The 15,686-nt window shown below is 73.5% G+C and carries 17 protein-coding genes; 10 read left to right on the top strand and 7 right to left on the bottom strand.

What is annotated here, in order from left to right; genetic code table 11:
* The first annotated feature begins 99 nt into the window (after nucleotides 1-99).
* From IH00_RS0101365 to hutH, 5 genes are all read left to right on the top strand, one after another.
* Nucleotides 100-990 carry a biotin--[acetyl-CoA-carboxylase] ligase gene (locus IH00_RS0101365; protein WP_031068620.1) on the top strand — a complete coding sequence of 297 codons (891 nt, stop codon included), beginning with the start codon at nucleotides 100-102 and terminating at the stop codon, nucleotides 988-990.
* Between the two features lie 108 nt (nucleotides 991-1,098).
* Entirely contained in the window at nucleotides 1,099-2,352 is a 1,254-nt protein-coding gene (locus IH00_RS0101360; RefSeq protein WP_031068617.1) for an adenylate/guanylate cyclase domain-containing protein, read from the top strand.
* Between the two features lie 37 nt (nucleotides 2,353-2,389).
* Nucleotides 2,390-3,178 (top strand): enoyl-CoA hydratase/isomerase family protein, encoded by a 789-nt coding sequence (locus tag IH00_RS0101355; RefSeq protein ID WP_031068614.1) that lies wholly within the window; start codon nucleotides 2,390-2,392, stop codon nucleotides 3,176-3,178.
* Between the two features lie 171 nt (nucleotides 3,179-3,349).
* Nucleotides 3,350-4,657, top strand: coding sequence for a GGDEF domain-containing protein (locus tag IH00_RS0101350; protein WP_078887490.1), 1,308 nt, complete (start codon nucleotides 3,350-3,352; stop codon nucleotides 4,655-4,657).
* Nucleotides 4,658-4,721: 64 nt separating this feature from the next.
* Complete coding sequence (gene hutH, locus IH00_RS0101345; protein ID WP_031068611.1) at nucleotides 4,722-6,263, top strand: histidine ammonia-lyase; 1,542 nt, start codon at nucleotides 4,722-4,724, stop codon at nucleotides 6,261-6,263.
* 42 nt (nucleotides 6,264-6,305) lie between these two features.
* On the opposite strand, the gene IH00_RS0101340 is transcribed toward hutH, so the two are convergent.
* Entirely contained in the window at nucleotides 6,306-6,626 is a 321-nt protein-coding gene (locus IH00_RS0101340) for a hypothetical protein (protein WP_031068609.1), read from the bottom strand.
* A gap of 106 nt (nucleotides 6,627-6,732) precedes the next feature.
* On the opposite strand from IH00_RS0101340, the gene IH00_RS0101335 reads away from it, so the two are divergent.
* Nucleotides 6,733-7,089, top strand: coding sequence for a hypothetical protein (locus tag IH00_RS0101335; protein ID WP_052411111.1), 357 nt, complete (start codon nucleotides 6,733-6,735; stop codon nucleotides 7,087-7,089).
* Between the two features lie 192 nt (nucleotides 7,090-7,281).
* Complete coding sequence (locus IH00_RS0101330; RefSeq protein WP_031068605.1) at nucleotides 7,282-8,547, top strand: L,D-transpeptidase; 1,266 nt, start codon at nucleotides 7,282-7,284, stop codon at nucleotides 8,545-8,547.
* A gap of 78 nt (nucleotides 8,548-8,625) precedes the next feature.
* On the opposite strand, the gene IH00_RS0101325 is transcribed toward IH00_RS0101330, so the two are convergent.
* Entirely contained in the window at nucleotides 8,626-9,483 is an 858-nt protein-coding gene (locus IH00_RS0101325; RefSeq protein ID WP_031068603.1) for a helix-turn-helix domain-containing protein, read from the bottom strand.
* Between the two features lie 129 nt (nucleotides 9,484-9,612).
* Here IH00_RS0101325 and IH00_RS0101320 point away from each other — a divergent pair, with 129 nt between their 5' ends.
* Both IH00_RS0101320 and IH00_RS0101315 read left to right on the top strand, forming a co-directional pair.
* A complete protein-coding gene (locus IH00_RS0101320) occupies nucleotides 9,613-10,659 on the top strand; it encodes an NAD(P)-dependent alcohol dehydrogenase (RefSeq protein ID WP_031068600.1) in 1,047 nt (348 codons plus the stop codon).
* Nucleotides 10,660-10,729: 70 nt separating this feature from the next.
* Nucleotides 10,730-11,128, top strand: a complete 399-nt coding sequence (locus IH00_RS0101315) for a DUF1330 domain-containing protein (protein ID WP_031068599.1) — start codon at nucleotides 10,730-10,732, stop codon at nucleotides 11,126-11,128.
* Here IH00_RS0101315 and msrA read toward each other — a convergent pair.
* Together msrA and IH00_RS0101305 are read right to left on the bottom strand one after the other, a co-directional pair.
* On the bottom strand, nucleotides 11,068-11,727 hold the full coding sequence (msrA, locus tag IH00_RS0101310; RefSeq protein WP_031068597.1) for a peptide-methionine (S)-S-oxide reductase MsrA: 660 nt from the start codon (nucleotides 11,725-11,727) through the stop codon (nucleotides 11,068-11,070). The two genes, IH00_RS0101315 and msrA, sit on opposite strands and share 61 nt — an antisense overlap.
* A 97-nt stretch (nucleotides 11,728-11,824) precedes the next feature.
* Nucleotides 11,825-12,928, bottom strand: coding sequence for a hypothetical protein (locus tag IH00_RS0101305; protein ID WP_031068595.1), 1,104 nt, complete (start codon nucleotides 12,926-12,928; stop codon nucleotides 11,825-11,827).
* A gap of 57 nt (nucleotides 12,929-12,985) precedes the next feature.
* On the opposite strand from IH00_RS0101305, the gene IH00_RS0101300 reads away from it, so the two are divergent.
* Entirely contained in the window at nucleotides 12,986-14,140 is a 1,155-nt protein-coding gene (locus IH00_RS0101300; RefSeq protein ID WP_031068593.1) for a cystathionine gamma-synthase, read from the top strand.
* A 161-nt stretch (nucleotides 14,141-14,301) separates the two neighbouring features.
* Here the strand turns inward: IH00_RS0101300 and IH00_RS0101295 are convergent, their stop codons facing one another.
* From IH00_RS0101295 to IH00_RS36820, 3 genes are read right to left on the bottom strand one after another with little or no spacing between them, the layout of a single operon-like run.
* Entirely contained in the window at nucleotides 14,302-14,550 is a 249-nt protein-coding gene (locus IH00_RS0101295; protein ID WP_031068591.1) for a hypothetical protein, read from the bottom strand.
* Nucleotides 14,547-15,035 carry a sigma factor-like helix-turn-helix DNA-binding protein gene (locus IH00_RS0101290; RefSeq protein ID WP_052411110.1) on the bottom strand — a complete coding sequence of 163 codons (489 nt, stop codon included), beginning with the start codon at nucleotides 15,033-15,035 and terminating at the stop codon, nucleotides 14,547-14,549. Before IH00_RS0101290 ends, IH00_RS0101295 begins: the two co-directional genes overlap by 4 nt.
* A 31-nt stretch (nucleotides 15,036-15,066) precedes the next feature.
* A complete protein-coding gene (locus IH00_RS36820) occupies nucleotides 15,067-15,627 on the bottom strand; it encodes a MarR family winged helix-turn-helix transcriptional regulator (RefSeq protein WP_031068587.1) in 561 nt (186 codons plus the stop codon).
* Nucleotides 15,628-15,686: the final 59 nt, after the last annotated feature.

The following is a 15,686-nucleotide window of genomic DNA, read 5'->3' as shown; positions in this document are numbered from 1 at the left end:
CTCCCTGCCTGGTCACGGGTTCGTTGGCTACTGACCCGTAGCGTATCGGCGCGGATACCGTTCGGCAGTGCGGTGTTTGCCACACCTACGCTGGCTTGCATGACGCCCACACATGGTCCATTGCACGGCCCCTCTCCGCGTTCCGGAAACCGTTGGTCGGATCTCGAACGGCCTCCCCTGAACGCCGCCGCGCTGCGCCGCGCGCTCGTCCTGCCCGGCGGCCTGTGGACCTCCCTGGACGTCGTGGCCGCCACCGGCTCCACCAACTCCGACCTGGCGGCCCGGGCGGGGGCGCTGACCGAGGGGGCCGTGCTCGTCGCCGAGGAGCAGACCGCGGGCCGCGGCCGCCTCGACCGCACCTGGTCCGCGCCCGCCCGCTCCGGCCTCTTCTTCTCCGTGCTGCTCAAGCCGCGGGTGCCCGCGGAGCGCCTGGCGTGGCTGCCGCTGCTGACCGGGGTCGCCGCCGCCACCGGGCTGGCCCGCGCGGCCGGCGTCGACATGTCGCTGAAATGGCCCAACGACCTGCTGGTGAAAGTTCCCGGGCCCCAGGGCAAGGAGGAACGCAAGACCGGCGGCATCCTCGCCGAGCGCGCCGGGGACGACGGCATCGTCGTCGGCCTCGGGCTCAACGTCACGCTGCGCGCCGACGAACTGCCCGTGCCGACCGCCGGGTCGCTCGCCCTGGCGAACGCCGTCTCCACCGACCGGGACCCGCTGCTGCGCGCGGTCCTGCGCTCGCTGGAGCAGTGGTACCGCAGGTGGACGGCGGCCGAGGGGGACCCGGCCGCCAGCGGACTGCAGGAGGCGTACGCCGCGGGCTGCGCGACCCTCGGACGCAGCGTCCGGGCCGAGCTGCCCGGCGACCGCACGCTGACCGGCGAGGCCGTCGCGATCGACGGCGGGGGGCGGCTGGTCGTCGCCCGCGCGAACGGAGGCGGACGGGAGGCGGTCGGCGCCGGCGACATCGTCCATCTGCGCCCGGCGGACTGAACGCGCTGTCGTACGAGGACGTGAGCCAGGGCACACCTGCCGTATCGTTGAGGCGATCCAGCGACAGATCGGCAGGGCAGTGCGCAGGGAACGGGCAGGAGGCGGCCGGTGACCGTCGACGACGCGAATTCGCGCGGGTCCGGATCCAGCGGGTCGGGCTCCGGTGACTCCGGGCCGGGCGGGCCGGGCGACTCCCAGGAGCCGGGCCATGCGTCCGGCGGGTCCCGCGAGGCGGGACCGGGGGGCGGCGGCGCCGACTACCCGACCCCCCACCACGTCGTGGACCACACGGCGGAGCCGACCGACGACCCCCTCGCCATCCGTCTGGAGCAACTGATCCTGGGCGCCGACCGGCGCTACACGCCGTTCCAGGCCGCCCGCACGGCCGGCGTCTCCATGGACCTCGCCTCCCGCTTCTGGCGGGCCATGGGTTTCGCCGACATCGGCCAGGCCAAGGCGCTCACGGAGGCCGACGTACTGGCGCTGCGCCGGCTGGCCGGTCTGGTGGAGGCGGGGCTGCTGAGCGAGCCGATGGCGGTGCAGGTGGCGCGCTCCACCGGCCAGACCACGGCGAGGCTCGCGGAGTGGCAGATCGACTCGTTCCTGGAGGGACTCACCGAGCCGCCCGAGCCCGGCATGACCCGGACCGAAGTGACGTATCCCCTGGTGGAGCTGTTGCTGCCGGAGCTCCAGGAGTTCCTGGTGTACGTGTGGCGGCGGCAGCTCGCCGCCGCGACCGGGCGCGTGGTGCAGGCCGCCGACGACGAGGAGATGGTCGACCGGCGTCTCGCGGTCGGCTTCGCGGACCTGGTCGGCTTCACCCGGCTGACCCGGCGGCTGGAGGAGGAGGAGCTCGGCGAGCTCGTCGAGGCGTTCGAGACGACCTGTGCGGACCTGGTCGCCGCGCACGGCGGGCGGCTGATCAAGACGCTGGGTGACGAGGTCCTCTACGCGGCGGACGACGCCGGCACGGCGGCGGAGATCGCGCTGCGGCTCATCGAGACCCTGGCGCACGACGAGACCATGCCCGCGCTGCGCGTCGGCATCGCCTTCGGGACGGTGACGACCCGGATGGGCGACGTGTTCGGTACGACGGTGAACCTGGCGAGCCGGCTCACCTCGATAGCGCCGAAGGACGCGGTCCTCGTGGACGGCGCGCTCGCCCAGGAGCTGTCGCGCACGGGGGAGGCGCCGGTGTCCGAGGCCCAGGTGGCGGAGGAGATCGCCCGCGCGGAGAAGGAGGGCGAGGCTCCGCCGTCGTACCGCTTCGCGCTCCAGCCGATGTGGCAGCGGCCGGTGCGCGGGCTCGGGGTGATCGAGCCCTGGCTGCTGACGCGGCGGGAGCCTAAGATCCCCGGATAGCGGTCGCTAACGCTCGTTAACCGGGAGGGTCTGAGGTATGTCGGAGCAGCGCTTCGGAGAATTCGTCGCCGTACGCCGTCATGAGCACGTGGCGGAGCTGGTGCTCGACCGGCCCAAGGCCATGAACGCCGTCTCCACGGAGATGGCCCGCTCGATCGGCGCCGCGTGCGCCGCGCTGGGGGCCGATCCCTCCGTGCGCGTGACCGTGCTGACCTCCTCCAACGACAAGGCGTTCTGCGTCGGCGCCGACCTCAAGGAGCGCAACTCCTTCACGGACGCCGAGCTGGTGCGCCAGCGCCCCGTGGCGCGCGGCGCCTACACCGGCGTGCTGGAGCTGCCGATGCCCGCCGTCGCTGCGGTGCACGGCTTCGCGCTGGGCGGCGGGTACGAGCTGGCGCTCGCGTGCGACATCATCCTGGCCGACTCGACGGCGGTCATCGGACTGCCCGAGGTGTCGGTGGGCGTGATCCCGGGCGGCGGGGGTACGCAGCTCCTGCCGCGCCGGGTCGGGGCGGCGCGGGCGGCGCAGCTGGTCTACACGGCGGAGCGCCTGCGGGCGCAGGAGGCCGAGCGGTGGGGGCTGGTCGACGGGATCGTCGACGACGCCCGTACGGGTGCGCTGGAGCTGGCCGCGCGCATCGCCGCCAACTCGCCGGTCGGGCTGCGGGCCGCCAAGCGCGCCATGCGCCTGGGCCAGGGGCTGGACCTGCGGGCGGGCCTGGAGGTCGAGGACGCGGCGTGGCGGTCGGTGGCCTTCTCGGGCGACCGGGCGGAGGGCGTGGCGGCCTTCAACGAGAAGCGCACGCCGCAGTGGCCGGGGGAGTGACGGGCTCGCGGACGGCCGCGGGGGACGCTCCCCCGCGGCCCGGTGACGGTTCGCGCGGCCGGGTGGCGCATCCCGGACGGCCGGGAGGCGGAACCGGGCGGCGGGGTTCGCGGACGATGCGTGAGCGGGCCCGCCAAGTGAAAAGTTCCGGGGCGTCCCTAAGCTTGAGGAATGGGTGAGGATGTCCGGCTACGCGCTGTAGTGGCGCTGGCGCAGTCGATGGCGGCGGCGCACACTCCGCGCGAGTCGTGGCGGGCGGCGGCGCTGGGCGCGCGGGACGCGCTCGGTGGCACGTTCGCCGCGCTCTCCACGTGGGAGCGCGACCTGGGCCGGCTGAGGGTGCTGGTGAACGCGGGGGAGCGGGACGCCGGGGAGGAGGAGTTCCCCGACGCGGAGACCTACCCGGTGCACCAGTTCTCCGAGATCACCGAGTTCCTGCACGAGCAGTGGGCCGGCGGCGGGGAGCCCCACGCCTGGGTGGAGACCGCGGAGGGGCCGGGCCCCGGGGCGCACGGCTACTGCCAGCAGCGGGTGGCCGCCCTGCGGCGGCGGGGGCGCGGCTGCTGCGTGGTCGCCCCGATCGTGCTGCACGGGCGGGCCTGGGGCGAGCTGTACGTGGCCCGGCCGGCCGGTGCGCCGGTCTTCGGCCGGGACGACGCCAAGTTCGCCACCGTGCTGGCGTCCGTCGTGGCGGCCGGGATCGCGCAGACCGAGCGGCTGGAGGAGGTCCGCAAGCTGGCCTTCACGGACCCGCTGACGGGTCTGGCGAACCGGCGGGCGGTCGACATGCGGCTGGACGAGGCGGTGGAGCGCTTCCTGCTGGACGGCTCCGTGGTCTCCCTGGTGGTCTGCGACCTGAACGGCCTCAAGCGGGTCAACGACACGCACGGCCACGCGGTGGGCGACCGGCTGCTGGAGCGGTTCGGCTCGGTGCTGTCGTACTGCGGGGCGATGCTGCCGGGCGCGCTGGCGGCGCGCCTCGGCGGTGACGAGTTCTGCCTGGTCTCGGTGGGCCCGGAGGCGGACGAGGTGGTCGCGGCCGCGGAGGAGCTGTGCGTCCGGGCCGGGGAGCTGGAGCTCGGTGAGGGCGTGGCGTGCGGCGTGGCGTCGACGGGCGACCCGATCGGCCCCGTCCCCTCGGCCCGGCGGCTGTTCCGGCTCGCGGACGCGGCGCAGTACCGCGCGAAGGCGGCGCGCTCCCCGAAACCGGTGGTGGCGGGCCGCGACGGCACGGTGATCGCGCTGGCGGACCACCCGCCCGCCGCGACCCGCGACCGCCGCCGCTTCCGTGACGCCCGGCCGGACCCGGTGCTCCTCCCGGAGCCCGGTCCGCTGCCCGAGCCTGCGGCGCCCGCCGGGCCCGCGCGGCCGGGCGACGGCGACGGCCCGGAGTCCGGGCGGTCCGGGGCCGGGCGGTCCGGGCCGGCCGGTGAGCCGGAGGGTCCGGCGGGGCGGGGCGGTGAGCCCGGAGGAACGTAAGGGGCGCCGGGGAAGCAGGGTAGTGACACGTTGGGATTCAGTCCGTACGCTGCTGAATATGGATATGCACACAGTCGTGGTGGGGACGTCCGGCACCACCGCACAGGACGTCATCGCCGTGGCCCGCGGCAACGCCCGCGTCGAGTTGTCGCAGGACGCGCTCGCCGCCCTCGCCAAGGCCCGGGAGATCGTCGACGCCCTGGCCGCCAAGCCCGAACCGGTGTACGGCGTGTCGACCGGCTTCGGAGCCCTTGCCACCCGGCACATCAGCCGGGAGCTGCGCGCCCAGCTGCAGCGCAACATCGTGCGGTCGCACGCCGCCGGCATGGGCGCGCCCGTCGAGCGCGAGGTCGTGCGGGCCCTGATGTTCCTGCGGCTCAAGACCGTCTGCTCCGGGCACACCGGCGTCCGGCCCCAGGTCGCGCAGACCATGGCGGACGTGCTGAACGCCGGCATCACCCCGGTCGTCCACGAGTACGGCTCGCTCGGCTGCTCCGGCGACCTCGCGCCGCTCAGCCACTGCGCCCTCACGCTCATGGGCGAGGGCGACGCCGAGGGCCCCGACGGTGTGGTCCGCCCCGCCGGGGAGCTGCTCGCCGCCCACGGCATCGAACCGGTCGAGCTGCGCGAGAAGGAGGGGCTCGCCCTCCTCAACGGCACCGACGGCATGCTCGGCATGCTGATCATGGCCCTCGACGACCTCGACACGCTCTACAAGTCCGCCGACATCACCGCCGCCCTGTCGCTGGAGGCGCTGCTCGGGACGGACAAGGTCCTCGCGCCCGAGCTGCACGCCATCCGCCCGCACCCCGGGCAGGGCGCCGCCGCCGCGAACATGCTCGCCGTCCTCCGCGACTCCGGCCTGACCGGCCACTTCCAGGAGGACGAGGCCCCGCGCGTCCAGGACGCCTACTCCGTGCGCTGCGCCCCGCAGGTCGCCGGCGCCGGCCGCGACACCATGGCGCACGCCCGCCTCGTCGCCGAGCGCGAGCTCGCCTCCGCCGTCGACAACCCGGTCGTCCTGCCCGACGGGCGCGTCGAGTCCAACGGCAACTTCCACGGCGCGCCCGTCGCGTACGTCCTGGACTTCCTCGCCATCGCCGCCGCCGACCTCGGCTCGATCGCCGAGCGGCGCACCGACCGGCTGCTGGACAAGAACCGCAGCCACGGCCTGCCGCCGTTCCTGGCCGACGACGCCGGTGTCGACTCCGGCCTGATGATCGCCCAGTACACGCAGGCGGCCCTGGTCAGCGAGCTGAAGCGGCTCGCCGTCCCGGCCTCCGCCGACTCCATCCCGTCCTCCGCGATGCAGGAGGACCACGTCTCCATGGGCTGGTCGGCCGCCCGCAAGCTGCGCACCGCCGTCGGCAACCTCAACCGGATCATCGCCGTCGAGCTGTACGCCGCGACCCGCGCCATCGAGCTGCGCGACGGCCTCGCCCCGGCCCCCGCCTCCCGCGCCGCCATCGACGCGCTGCGCGCGGCCGGCGTCCAGGGCCCCGGGCCGGACCGTTTCCTCGCCCCCGACCTGGAGGCCGCGGACGCCTTCGTACGGGAGGGGAAGCTCGTCGCGGCCGTGGAGCGGGTCACCGGCCCGCTGGCCTGACGGGCACCGCCCGGGCCGCCGTGACGAACGGGGCGTACGCCGTCAGAGCGCGGTGTGCGCCCCGCGGCGTACCGCGAAGGCCACCAGACCCGCGCCGAGGCCCAGGAAGGCCGTGCCGCCGATCAGGTACGGGGTGGTGTCCACGCTGCCCGTGTCGGCGAGCGCGAGACCGTCCCGGGCCTGCGCCGGGGCCCCGGCCGGGACCTGCGACGGGGCGGGTGCGGCGGACGTTCCCGTCCGCCCGCGGGCGGACGACTGCTCCACCGTGTCGACGGTGGCGTTGGCCGAAGGGACGAACCACAGCGCACAGAGCAGGCTCCCGGCGGCGGTGGCGGTCAGCAGCGGTCGACGTGCGACGGACACAGATTCAGATCCCCTTGCGGAACCGAGAATTGGCGGGTGCGCCGATGCTAATGAACACAGCGGGTCGCAGGAAAGTCGCGTGCCCAGGCAGCTTACGCTCCGTCATATGACCCCTTCTGAGACATCACGGTATGTACGGCTTCGGGTGGAACTGACGCTGGAGATCACGGACGCCGGTGAACTCACCGCCGCCGCCCTGGACCGCATCGACGCCGACGCATTCATGCCGGACGACGAGCGCACGCACGCCCGCGCGGCCGTCCGCGAGGACGAAGCGGAAGCTCTCGCGTACCTCGTCGAGCCCGACGATCTGCTCGGCGACCTGCCCGGCACCGGCCTCGTCCAGGCCTCCTGGACCAGCGAGCAGGTCGAGTACGACCCCGAGGCCGGGGAATGGGATCTGGACGACGACGACGAGGACGAGGACGAGAGCGCGGAGGCGGACGAGGAGGAGCGGGTGTAGGCGCCGGGGACTGGCGAGAACGAGCCGGTTTACGGGCCCCGGATCACTCGTCCGGGGCCCGTACCCGCATCCTGGGAACCAGCAGCCGCCCTCCGCGCGTCGATCAGTGGTGTTCCCCACATCCTTCGCGGATTCGGAACCGGACGGGTTGTTATGGGTGTTGTTGAGACAGTTGGCAGGGATTCGGCGACGATGGAGAAGCGTGTGATGACGGACGGCAAGCGGCGCAAGGGCCTGATGGCCGCGTCCGCCCTGCTCGGTGGCGTGCTGGTACTCACGGGCTGCAACGACGGCGAGGCCGAGAGCAACGGCACCTCCGGTGGTTCGTCGTCGCAGGCCCAGGTCGACGAGGCCGCCGCCAAGGACGCGTCGCAGGCCCGAATAGCGATCTCGCCGAAGAACGGCGCGATCAACGCCGGCATCAACGACGACGCCAAGGTCACCGTCACCGACGGCAAGCTGACCGAGGTCACCATGACCACGCAGGACGGCAAGGCCGTCCCGGGCGAGATGGCCGCCGACGGCACGAGCTGGAAGCCCAGCGAGCAGCTCGACCGCGCCACCACGTACAAGATCGCCGTGACCGCCAAGGACGCCGAGGGCCGCGAGGCCCACGAGAACTCCTCCTTCACGACCGTCTCGCAGGCCAACAGCTTCATCGGGAACTTCACGCCCGAGGACGGTTCCACCGTCGGCGTCGGCATGCCGGTCTCGATCAACTTCAGCAAGGCGATCACGGACAAGAAGGCCGTCCAGTCCGGCATCACCGTGACGTCGAGCGCCGGCCAGGAGGTCGTCGGCCACTGGTTCAACAGCCAGCGGCTGGACTTCCGGCCCGAGCAGTACTGGACGGCCGGCTCCACGGTCACCCTGAAGCTGAACCTCGACGGCGTCGAGGGCGCGGACGGCGTGTACGGCGTCCAGCAGAAGACCGTCACCTTCAAGATCGGCCGCAGCCAGGTCTCGACCGTCGACGTCGCCGCGAAGACCATGAAGGTCGTCCGGGACGGCAAGACGCTCAAGACCATCCCGATCTCCGCCGGCTCGCCGGACAACCCGACCTACAACGGCCAGATGGTGATCTCCGAGAAGTTCAAGGAGACCCGGATGAACGGCGCGACGGTCGGCTTCACGGACGACGACGGCAAGGGCGAGTACGACATCAAGGACGTGCCGCACGCCATGCGGCTGTCCACGTCGGGCACCTTCATCCACGGCAACTACTGGGGTGCCGACTCGGTCTTCGGCAACGTCAACACCAGCCACGGCTGCGTGGGCCTGAACGACGTCAAGGGCGCGGGCGACCCGGGCCAGCCGGCCGCGTGGTTCTACGACAACTCGCTCATCGGTGACGTGGTCGTCGTGAAGAACTCCAAGGACAAGACCATCGCCCCGGACAACGGCCTCAACGGCTGGAACATGAGCTGGGCGCAGTGGAAGGCCGGCTCGGCGATCTGAGCCGGCGGCCCCGTACGGCCCGAAGGCGGCGGCACCCCTCGCGGGGGACCGCCGCCTTCGGCGTACCGGGCCCCGCGCTCAGTGCCGCTCCGCGACCTCCTCGGCCCCCCAGTTCGCCAGCAGCCGCAGCGCGTCCGCCGACGGCGAGCCCGGCTCCGCGGTGTACGTCACCAGGCTCACGTCGTGGTCGTCGGGCAGCCTGAGCGTCTCGTACGACAGCGTCAGTTCGCCCACCAGCGGATGGTGCAGCCGCTTCACGCCGTGGCCCTTCTCCTGCACCGTGTGCGCGGCCCACAGGGCCCGGAACTCCTCGCTCTTCACCGACAGCTCCCCGACCAGCGACGACAGCTGGGGATCGTCCGGGTAGCAGCCCGCGCACAGCCGCAGCACGCTCACCACCTCGGTGGCCTTGTGCTCCCAGTCGACGTAGAGCTCCCGCGCGTTCGGGTCGAGGAACACCAGGCGTGCCATGTTCCGTTCCTCCGGCGGGAGGGAGCTCAGGTCGCCGAGGAGGGCGCGGGCCATCCGGTTCCAGCCGAGGATGTCGAGGCGGCGCCCCAGGAGGTACGCGGGCACGCCGTCCATCGCGTCCAGCAGGTGCCGCAGCTCGGGCCGCACCCGCTGGGGGCGGGCGGCCGCGGCGCGCTTCTTCTTCGTCTTCGGCCGTGCCAGGTGCGTCAGGTGCGCGTGCTCGGCGTCCGACAGGCGCAGGGCGCGCGCGATGGCGTCCAGCACCTCCGTGGAGACGTTGGCGCCGTTGCCCTGCTCTATGGACGTGTAGTACGCCACGGACACGCCCGCCAGCTGGGCCAGTTCCTCCCGGCGCAGCCCCGGTACGCGGCGCGCCCTGCCGAAGTCGGGCAGGCCGACGTCGCGCGGCTTGAGCCGGGCCCGGCGGGAGCGGAGGAACTCACTCAGTTCGGTGCGCTGGTCCATACCGGACAAGTATTCCGGGTCGTACGCCGGGACACGGCGCCGATCCTGACCCTGCCAGTAGTACGCACACGGGTCGTACGGAGCGCAGGGGGCTGGGTGACCTGCGCCGATGACGACAGGCTTGCCGTCATGACCACGAACGTGACCGCTTACGCAGCCCCCGCAGCCAACGCCCCGCTGGAGCGCACGACCATCCCCCGCCGGGCGGTCGGCGAGCACGACGTCCTCATCGAGATCAAGTACGCCGGCATCTGCCACTCCGACATCCACCAGGCCCGGGACGGCTGGGGCGAGGGCATCTTCCCGATGGTGCCCGGCCACGAGATCGCCGGAATCGTCACCGAGACCGGCCCGGGAGTGACCAGGTACCAGGTCGGCGACCGCGTCGGCGTCGGCTGCTTCGTCGACTCCTGCCGCCGGTGCGAGCACTGCCTCCAAGGCCTGGAGCAGTACTGCACGGGCGGCGCCACCCCCACGTACAACGGCCTCGACAAGAACGGCGAGCCCACCTACGGCGGCTACTCCACCCACATCGTCGTCGACGAGAACTACGCCGTCCGCATCCCCGACGGCCTCTCCCTCGACATCGCCGCACCGCTGCTGTGCGCCGGCATCACCCTCTACTCGCCGCTGGCCCGCTGGAAGGCCGGCCCCGGCAAGAAGGTCGCGATCGTCGGCCTCGGCGGCCTCGGCCACATGGGCGTGAAGATCGCACACGCCCTGGGCGCCGAGGTGACCGTCCTCAGCCAGACGCTGCGCAAGCAGGAGGACGGGCTGAAGCTGGGCGCCGACCACTTCCACGCGACCGGCGACCCCGAGACCTTCCGGAAGCTGGCCGGCACCTTCGACCTGATCGTCTCGACGGTCTCGGCGCCGCTGGACTTCAGCGCCTACCTCGGACTGCTGAAGACCGACGGCGCGCTGGTGAACGTCGGTGCCCCCGAGGAGCCCGTCTCGCTCAACCTCTTCTCGCTGATCAGCGGCCGCCGGACGCTGGCCGGCTCGATGATCGGCGGGATCGCCGAGACGCAGGAGATGCTCGACTTCTGCGCGGAGCACGGACTGGGCGCGGAGATCGAGCTCATCCCCGCGGACCGGATCAACGAGGCGTACGAGCGGGTCCTCCGCAGCGACGTCCGCTACCGCTTCGTCATCGACGCCTCGACGATCCGATGACCTCCGGGGTCATCGACGCCGTCCGCCGGCGCCGGGAGCATGGGGGCATCCGAACCACGAGGAGGACCCCATGAGCGCGTACGCCATCGGAAGCCTGCAGCCCGCCGCCGTCCTGCACGAGGAGGTGCTGGAGTACATGGAGCGCGTCCAGGGCACCCTCGACCCCTTCGGGGGCCGCTTCCTGGTGCACGGCGCGCCCGTCCTGGAGGTGCGGGAGGGCCGCTGGGAGACCGCGCTGGTGATCATCGGCTTCCCGAGCATGGACCACGCCCGCCGATGGTACGACTCCGACGCCTACCAGGCCCTCCTCCCGCTGCGCACGCGCCACCTGCGGGGCGACGTCATCCTGGTGGACGGCGTCGCCCCCGGCTACGAAGCGGCGGCGACGGCCGCCCGGCTGCGAGCGGCTCAGTCGGCCCGGACGACGCCGACCGGGCAGGAGACGCCCGTGCCGCCGATGCCGCAGTAGCCGCCCGGGTTCTTGTCCAGGTACTGCTGGTGGTACGCCTCCGCGGGGAAGAACGGACGGCCGTCCGCCGGGAGGATCTCCGTGGTGATCGCGCCGTAGCCGGAGCCCGCCAGCACCTGCTGGTAGGCGTCGCGGGAGGACTGCGCGGCCGCGGCCTGGGCGGGGGAGTGGGTGTACAGCGCCGAGCGGTACTGGGTGCCCACGTCGTTGCCCTGCCGGAAGCCCTGCGTCGGGTCGTGGGACTCCCAGAACAGCTTCAGCAGCGACGTGTACGCGACGGCCGACGGGTCGAAGACGACGCGGACCACCTCCGTGTGGCCCGTCAGGCCCGAGCACACCTCTTCGTACGTCGGGTTCGGCGTGTGGCCGCCCTGGTAGCCGACGAGGGTCGTCCACACGCCGTCCGTCTGCCAGAACTTCCGCTCGGCGCCCCAGAAGCAGCCCAGCGCGAAGTCCGCGACGTCGAAGCCGGCGGGGTACGGGCCCGCGAGGGGGGTGCCGAGCACCGTGTGGCGGTCGGGCACCGCGAACTGCGGTGCCTCGCGGCCCGGGAGCGCCTGCTCGGGGGTGGGGAGCACGGGGGTGCGGCCGTAGAACATGCGGGTCTCCTCGTCGGTGGCTGCCGACCCGTACAACGTACGGACCGGCGCACCGATTCCACGGACGGCGGGCGGCTCTCCCGGGGAGCGCCGCGGGTCAGTGCGGGAGCGTCGCCGGGCTGCCGCCGTTCGCCTCGTAACCCGCCACCGCGAGCGCACGGTGGATCGCGTACTCGGCCGCCGGGTCCTCGCTCAGGGTCCACGGCAGCGCGCCCACATGGCCGTCGACGTGCACCAGCTGGTGCATCGCCTCGGCCCAGCGCTCCGCCCGCACCAGGAAGTGGATCAGCAGGTGGCGCACGTGCGCCAGCATCGGGTCGTCGGGGCGGGCCGAGTGCACCGCGTACAGCGCGCCCTGCATGGCCCTGGAGACCACCTCGGTGCCGTAGAAGTCCTGCACCAGCGCCACCTCAGGCAGGTGCTCGAAGACCGCGAACAGCGGCAGCGCGGCGAGCAGCGAGCCCTGCGGCGCGCGGGCGGCGGCGGCCGTCGCGAACCGGTCCGCGTCCCGGCGCGAGCCGTGCCACTTCTCGCACCAGTAGTGCAGGGCGGCCAGGTGCGCCCCCATGTGGTGCGGCGCCCGGTCGATGATCTTCGCCCAGACCTGGTCGAACTGCTCGTGCGAGTACCCCAGTCCGCGCGCCACGGCCAGCTCGATGATGTACGGCACGGGGTCGCCGGGTGCCAGCAGCGCGGCCTCGCCGCACACCGTCCGCGCCTCCTCCAGGATGATCCGGAAGTCGTCGGTGCCGGCCGACGACGAACGCCACGCCTGCTGCACCAGGAACTCGGCGTGCACCGCCGCGCCGCCCGGGTCCTTCGGCTGCTCCGCCCGCCAGGTCCGCAGCCACGCGCCGCCGGTGCCCGGCTGCTGCTGGAGCTCCAGCGACGCGGCGCCCGCGAACGCCTGCACGCGCTGCCAGCGCACCTCGCCGTCCCGGTCCGTGCCGGCCAGCAGCTGCGAGGCGGCCCGCCAGTCCTGCGTCCGCTGCACCACGTCCAGCACGTCCACGAGGTCCTGGTCCGGCCCCGGCATCCGCACGTCGAGCTCCTCCTGGCGCAGGAAGCCGTACGCGCTCGGGTCGGCGGCGTCCGGCGCGCCGGGGTCGACCAGCCGGATGCCGTCGCGGCGGCGCCTCAGCCACGGCACGACGATCACGCCGATCAGGCCGACGGTGAACAGGAACCAGAGAATCTCCATGCGCCCATTGTCCCGGACGGCACGGGCACCCCGGCGGCCCGGACTACGCTCGGGCCCATGAGCGACCAGCACACCCACCAGAGCTTCGAGACCCGCGCCATCCACGCGGGCAACACCGCCGACCCGCTGACCGGCGCGGTCGTCCCGCCCATCTACCAGGTGTCCACCTACAAGCAGGACGGTGTGGGCGGCCTGCGCGGCGGCTACGAGTACAGCCGCAGCGCCAACCCCACCCGCACCGCGCTGGAGGAGAACCTCGCTGCGCTGGAGGGCGGGCGCCGCGGTCTCGCCTTCGCCTCCGGCCTCGCCGCCGAGGACTGCCTGCTGCGCGCGCTGCTCGTGCCCGGCGACCACGTGGTCATCCCGAACGACGCCTACGGCGGCACGTTCCGGCTGTTCGCGAAGGTCGTCGCGCGGTGGGGCGTGGAGTGGTCCGTCGCCGACACCTCCGACCCGGTGGCGGTCCGGGAGGCGATCACCGACCGCACGAAGGCCATCTGGGTCGAGACCCCGTCGAACCCGCTGCTGGGCATCACCGACATCGCGGCCGTCGCCGACGTGGCCCGCACCACGGGCGTCAAGCTGGTCGTCGACAACACCTTCGCCAGCCCCTACCTCCAGCAGCCGCTCGCGCTCGGCGCGGACGTCGTCGTCCACTCCCTGACCAAGTACATGGGCGGCCACTCCGACGTCGTCGGCGGCGCGCTGGTGACGGCGGACGAGGCGCTCGGCGAGGAACTGGCCTACCACCAGAACGCCATGGGTGCGGTGGCCGGTCCCTTCGACTCGTGGATCGTGCTGCGCGGCATCAAGACGCTCGCCGTCCGCATGGACCGGCACAGCAGCAACGCGGCCCGGGTGGCCGAGATGCTCACGCGGCACCCCAAGGTGACGCAGGTGCTCTACCCGGGCCTGCCGGAGCACCCCGGGCACGAGGTCGCCGCCAAGCAGATGAAGGACTTCGGCGGCATGATCTCCTTCCGGGTGACGGGCGGCGAGGAGGCGGCGGTCGCGGTGTGCGACCGCGCGCAGCTGTTCACGCTGGGCGAGTCCCTCGGCGGTGTCGAGTCGCTCATCGAGCACCCGGGCCGCATGACCCACGCGAGCGTGGCCGGTTCGCTGCTGGAGGTGCCCGGCGACCTGGTGCGCCTGTCGGTCGGCATCGAGAACGTGGACGACCTGCTCGCGGACCTGAGCCAGGCGCTGGGCTGAGCCCGGCCCAACCCTCGGGCCTCACCCGCCCGCGGGCCCGGCCGCCCGGCCGGGCCCGTATCGCGCCGGACCGGGCGGGTGGCGCGCCCGGGCCGTGCCGCTCCGGCCGTGTCGCCCGCCCGGTACCGGGCTACGGTCGGGGGCGCGGGGCGCCCGGCGCCTCAGAAGCCCTCGACCACGGGCGTGGTCCCCGACGGCGGCGGCGCCCAGGGCTCCGCGGCCGACGCCCACACCACGAACGCGACCCCCGCGGCGGTCAGCAGCAGCCACCCCGTCCGCCGCACCGCGCGCGCGTGACGCAGTCGCCGGCCGCCGCGCGCGACCGCCCGCGGCAGCAGGTCCTCCGGGACACGGGGGTGCGGCGGCGCCTCCAGCAGGCGCCGGACCTCGGCCTCCCTGCGGTCGCTCACGGTGTCACCGCCCGGCCCGCCGCGTCCGGCCGGGCCGCGGGCGCCGCACCGTGGCGCAGGGCGGCGACCGCGCGCGTGCAGACCGCGCGCACGCGCTCCACCGGCAGGCCCAGCAGGGCCGCCGCCTGCTCCTCGGCGAGGCCCTCGTACAGCCGCAGGACCAGGACGAGCCGCTCCTGAGGGGTCAGCCGGGACAGCAGGCCGCCCGTGGCGGGGCGGTGGAAGTGCCAGGCGGCGCGGGCGAACCGGGCGACCAGTTCCTGGCGCGCCCTGGCGTACGGGTCGTCGTCGCGCAGCCGGTCCCAGCGGGCGTACGTCGCGGCCAGCGCGGCGGTCAGCAGCTCCTGGGCCCGCGGGTTGCACGCGGGCGGCTCGGCCGTCAGGAGCGTCGCGGCATGGAGGAGCCGCCCGGCCGCGCCCCCGGCGAACGCCTCGAACTCCCGGGCGCGGTGGCGTGGTGCTGTCGCCTGCCGCCGCTCTCGCACCCCTTCATCCGAGACGACCGGGCGGCCGGGGTCAAGACGTCGGCGCGGCCCCGGTCGCGGCAGCCCTCTCCACGGGCGCCGGAGCGGTCGCCTCGGCCGCGGCCTCGGCGGGGGGCAGACCGGCCTGGCGGGCGGACAGCGCGGAGTTGAAGCGGGTGAGCAGCGTGCAGAACGACTCGCGCTCGGCCTCGGTCCACCCGTCCGTCACCTGGGCCATCAGCTCGCGCCGCGAGGAACGGACCTCTTCGAGCCGGGCCTGCCCGCGCGGCGACAGCTGGAGCACGACCGCGCGGCCGTCCTCCGGGTGCGAGGTGCGCTTGACCAGGCCGGTGTCGACCAGCGGCGCGACCTGGCGGGTGACCGTGGAGGAGTCGATGCCCATCCCGGCCGCCAGCGCCTTGACGCCCATCGGGCCTTCCTGGTCGAGCCGGTTGAGCAGCAGGTACGCGGCCCGGTCCATGGAGTTGCGGAGCTGTCCGGTGCCGCCGAGGCGGGTCTGCTCGGCCCGCCGGGCGAAGACGGCCACCTGGTGCTGGAGGGCATCGAGGAGACCTTGGTCAAGATCAGTCGTCATGTCCTGGGATGTGGGCATGGCTGGGGGCTCTCTCGTGCGTGGTGGTCGGTTGGTGGGGGACAGAGTACGCGGACCCG

It is taken from the genome of Streptomyces sp. NRRL S-118, from assembly GCF_000716335.1.
In the GTDB taxonomy this organism is placed as follows: Bacteria; Actinomycetota; Actinomycetes; order Streptomycetales; family Streptomycetaceae; genus Streptomyces.
This window is presented reverse-complemented; position numbering and strand designations above follow the sequence as displayed.

Coding starts and splice junctions, on each gene's coding strand:
- IH00_RS0101365 (WP_031068620.1), top strand. CDS start 100: ATGACGCCCACACATGGTCCATTGCACGGCCCCTCTCCGCGTTCCGGA.
- IH00_RS0101355 (WP_031068614.1), top strand. CDS start 2,390: ATGTCGGAGCAGCGCTTCGGAGAATTCGTCGCCGTACGCCGTCATGAG.
- IH00_RS0101350 (WP_078887490.1), top strand. CDS start 3,350: ATGGGTGAGGATGTCCGGCTACGCGCTGTAGTGGCGCTGGCGCAGTCG.
- hutH (WP_031068611.1), top strand. CDS start 4,722: ATGCACACAGTCGTGGTGGGGACGTCCGGCACCACCGCACAGGACGTC.
- IH00_RS0101335 (WP_052411111.1), top strand. CDS start 6,733: ATGACCCCTTCTGAGACATCACGGTATGTACGGCTTCGGGTGGAACTG.
- IH00_RS0101330 (WP_031068605.1), top strand. CDS start 7,282: ATGGAGAAGCGTGTGATGACGGACGGCAAGCGGCGCAAGGGCCTGATG.
- IH00_RS0101325 (WP_031068603.1), bottom strand. CDS start 9,483: ATGGACCAGCGCACCGAACTGAGTGAGTTCCTCCGCTCCCGCCGGGCC.
- IH00_RS0101320 (WP_031068600.1), top strand. CDS start 9,613: ATGACCACGAACGTGACCGCTTACGCAGCCCCCGCAGCCAACGCCCCG.
- IH00_RS0101315 (WP_031068599.1), top strand. CDS start 10,730: ATGAGCGCGTACGCCATCGGAAGCCTGCAGCCCGCCGCCGTCCTGCAC.
- msrA (WP_031068597.1), bottom strand. CDS start 11,727: ATGTTCTACGGCCGCACCCCCGTGCTCCCCACCCCCGAGCAGGCGCTC.
- IH00_RS0101305 (WP_031068595.1), bottom strand. CDS start 12,928: ATGGAGATTCTCTGGTTCCTGTTCACCGTCGGCCTGATCGGCGTGATC.
- IH00_RS0101300 (WP_031068593.1), top strand. CDS start 12,986: ATGAGCGACCAGCACACCCACCAGAGCTTCGAGACCCGCGCCATCCAC.
- IH00_RS36820 (WP_031068587.1), bottom strand. CDS start 15,627: ATGCCCACATCCCAGGACATGACGACTGATCTTGACCAAGGTCTCCTC.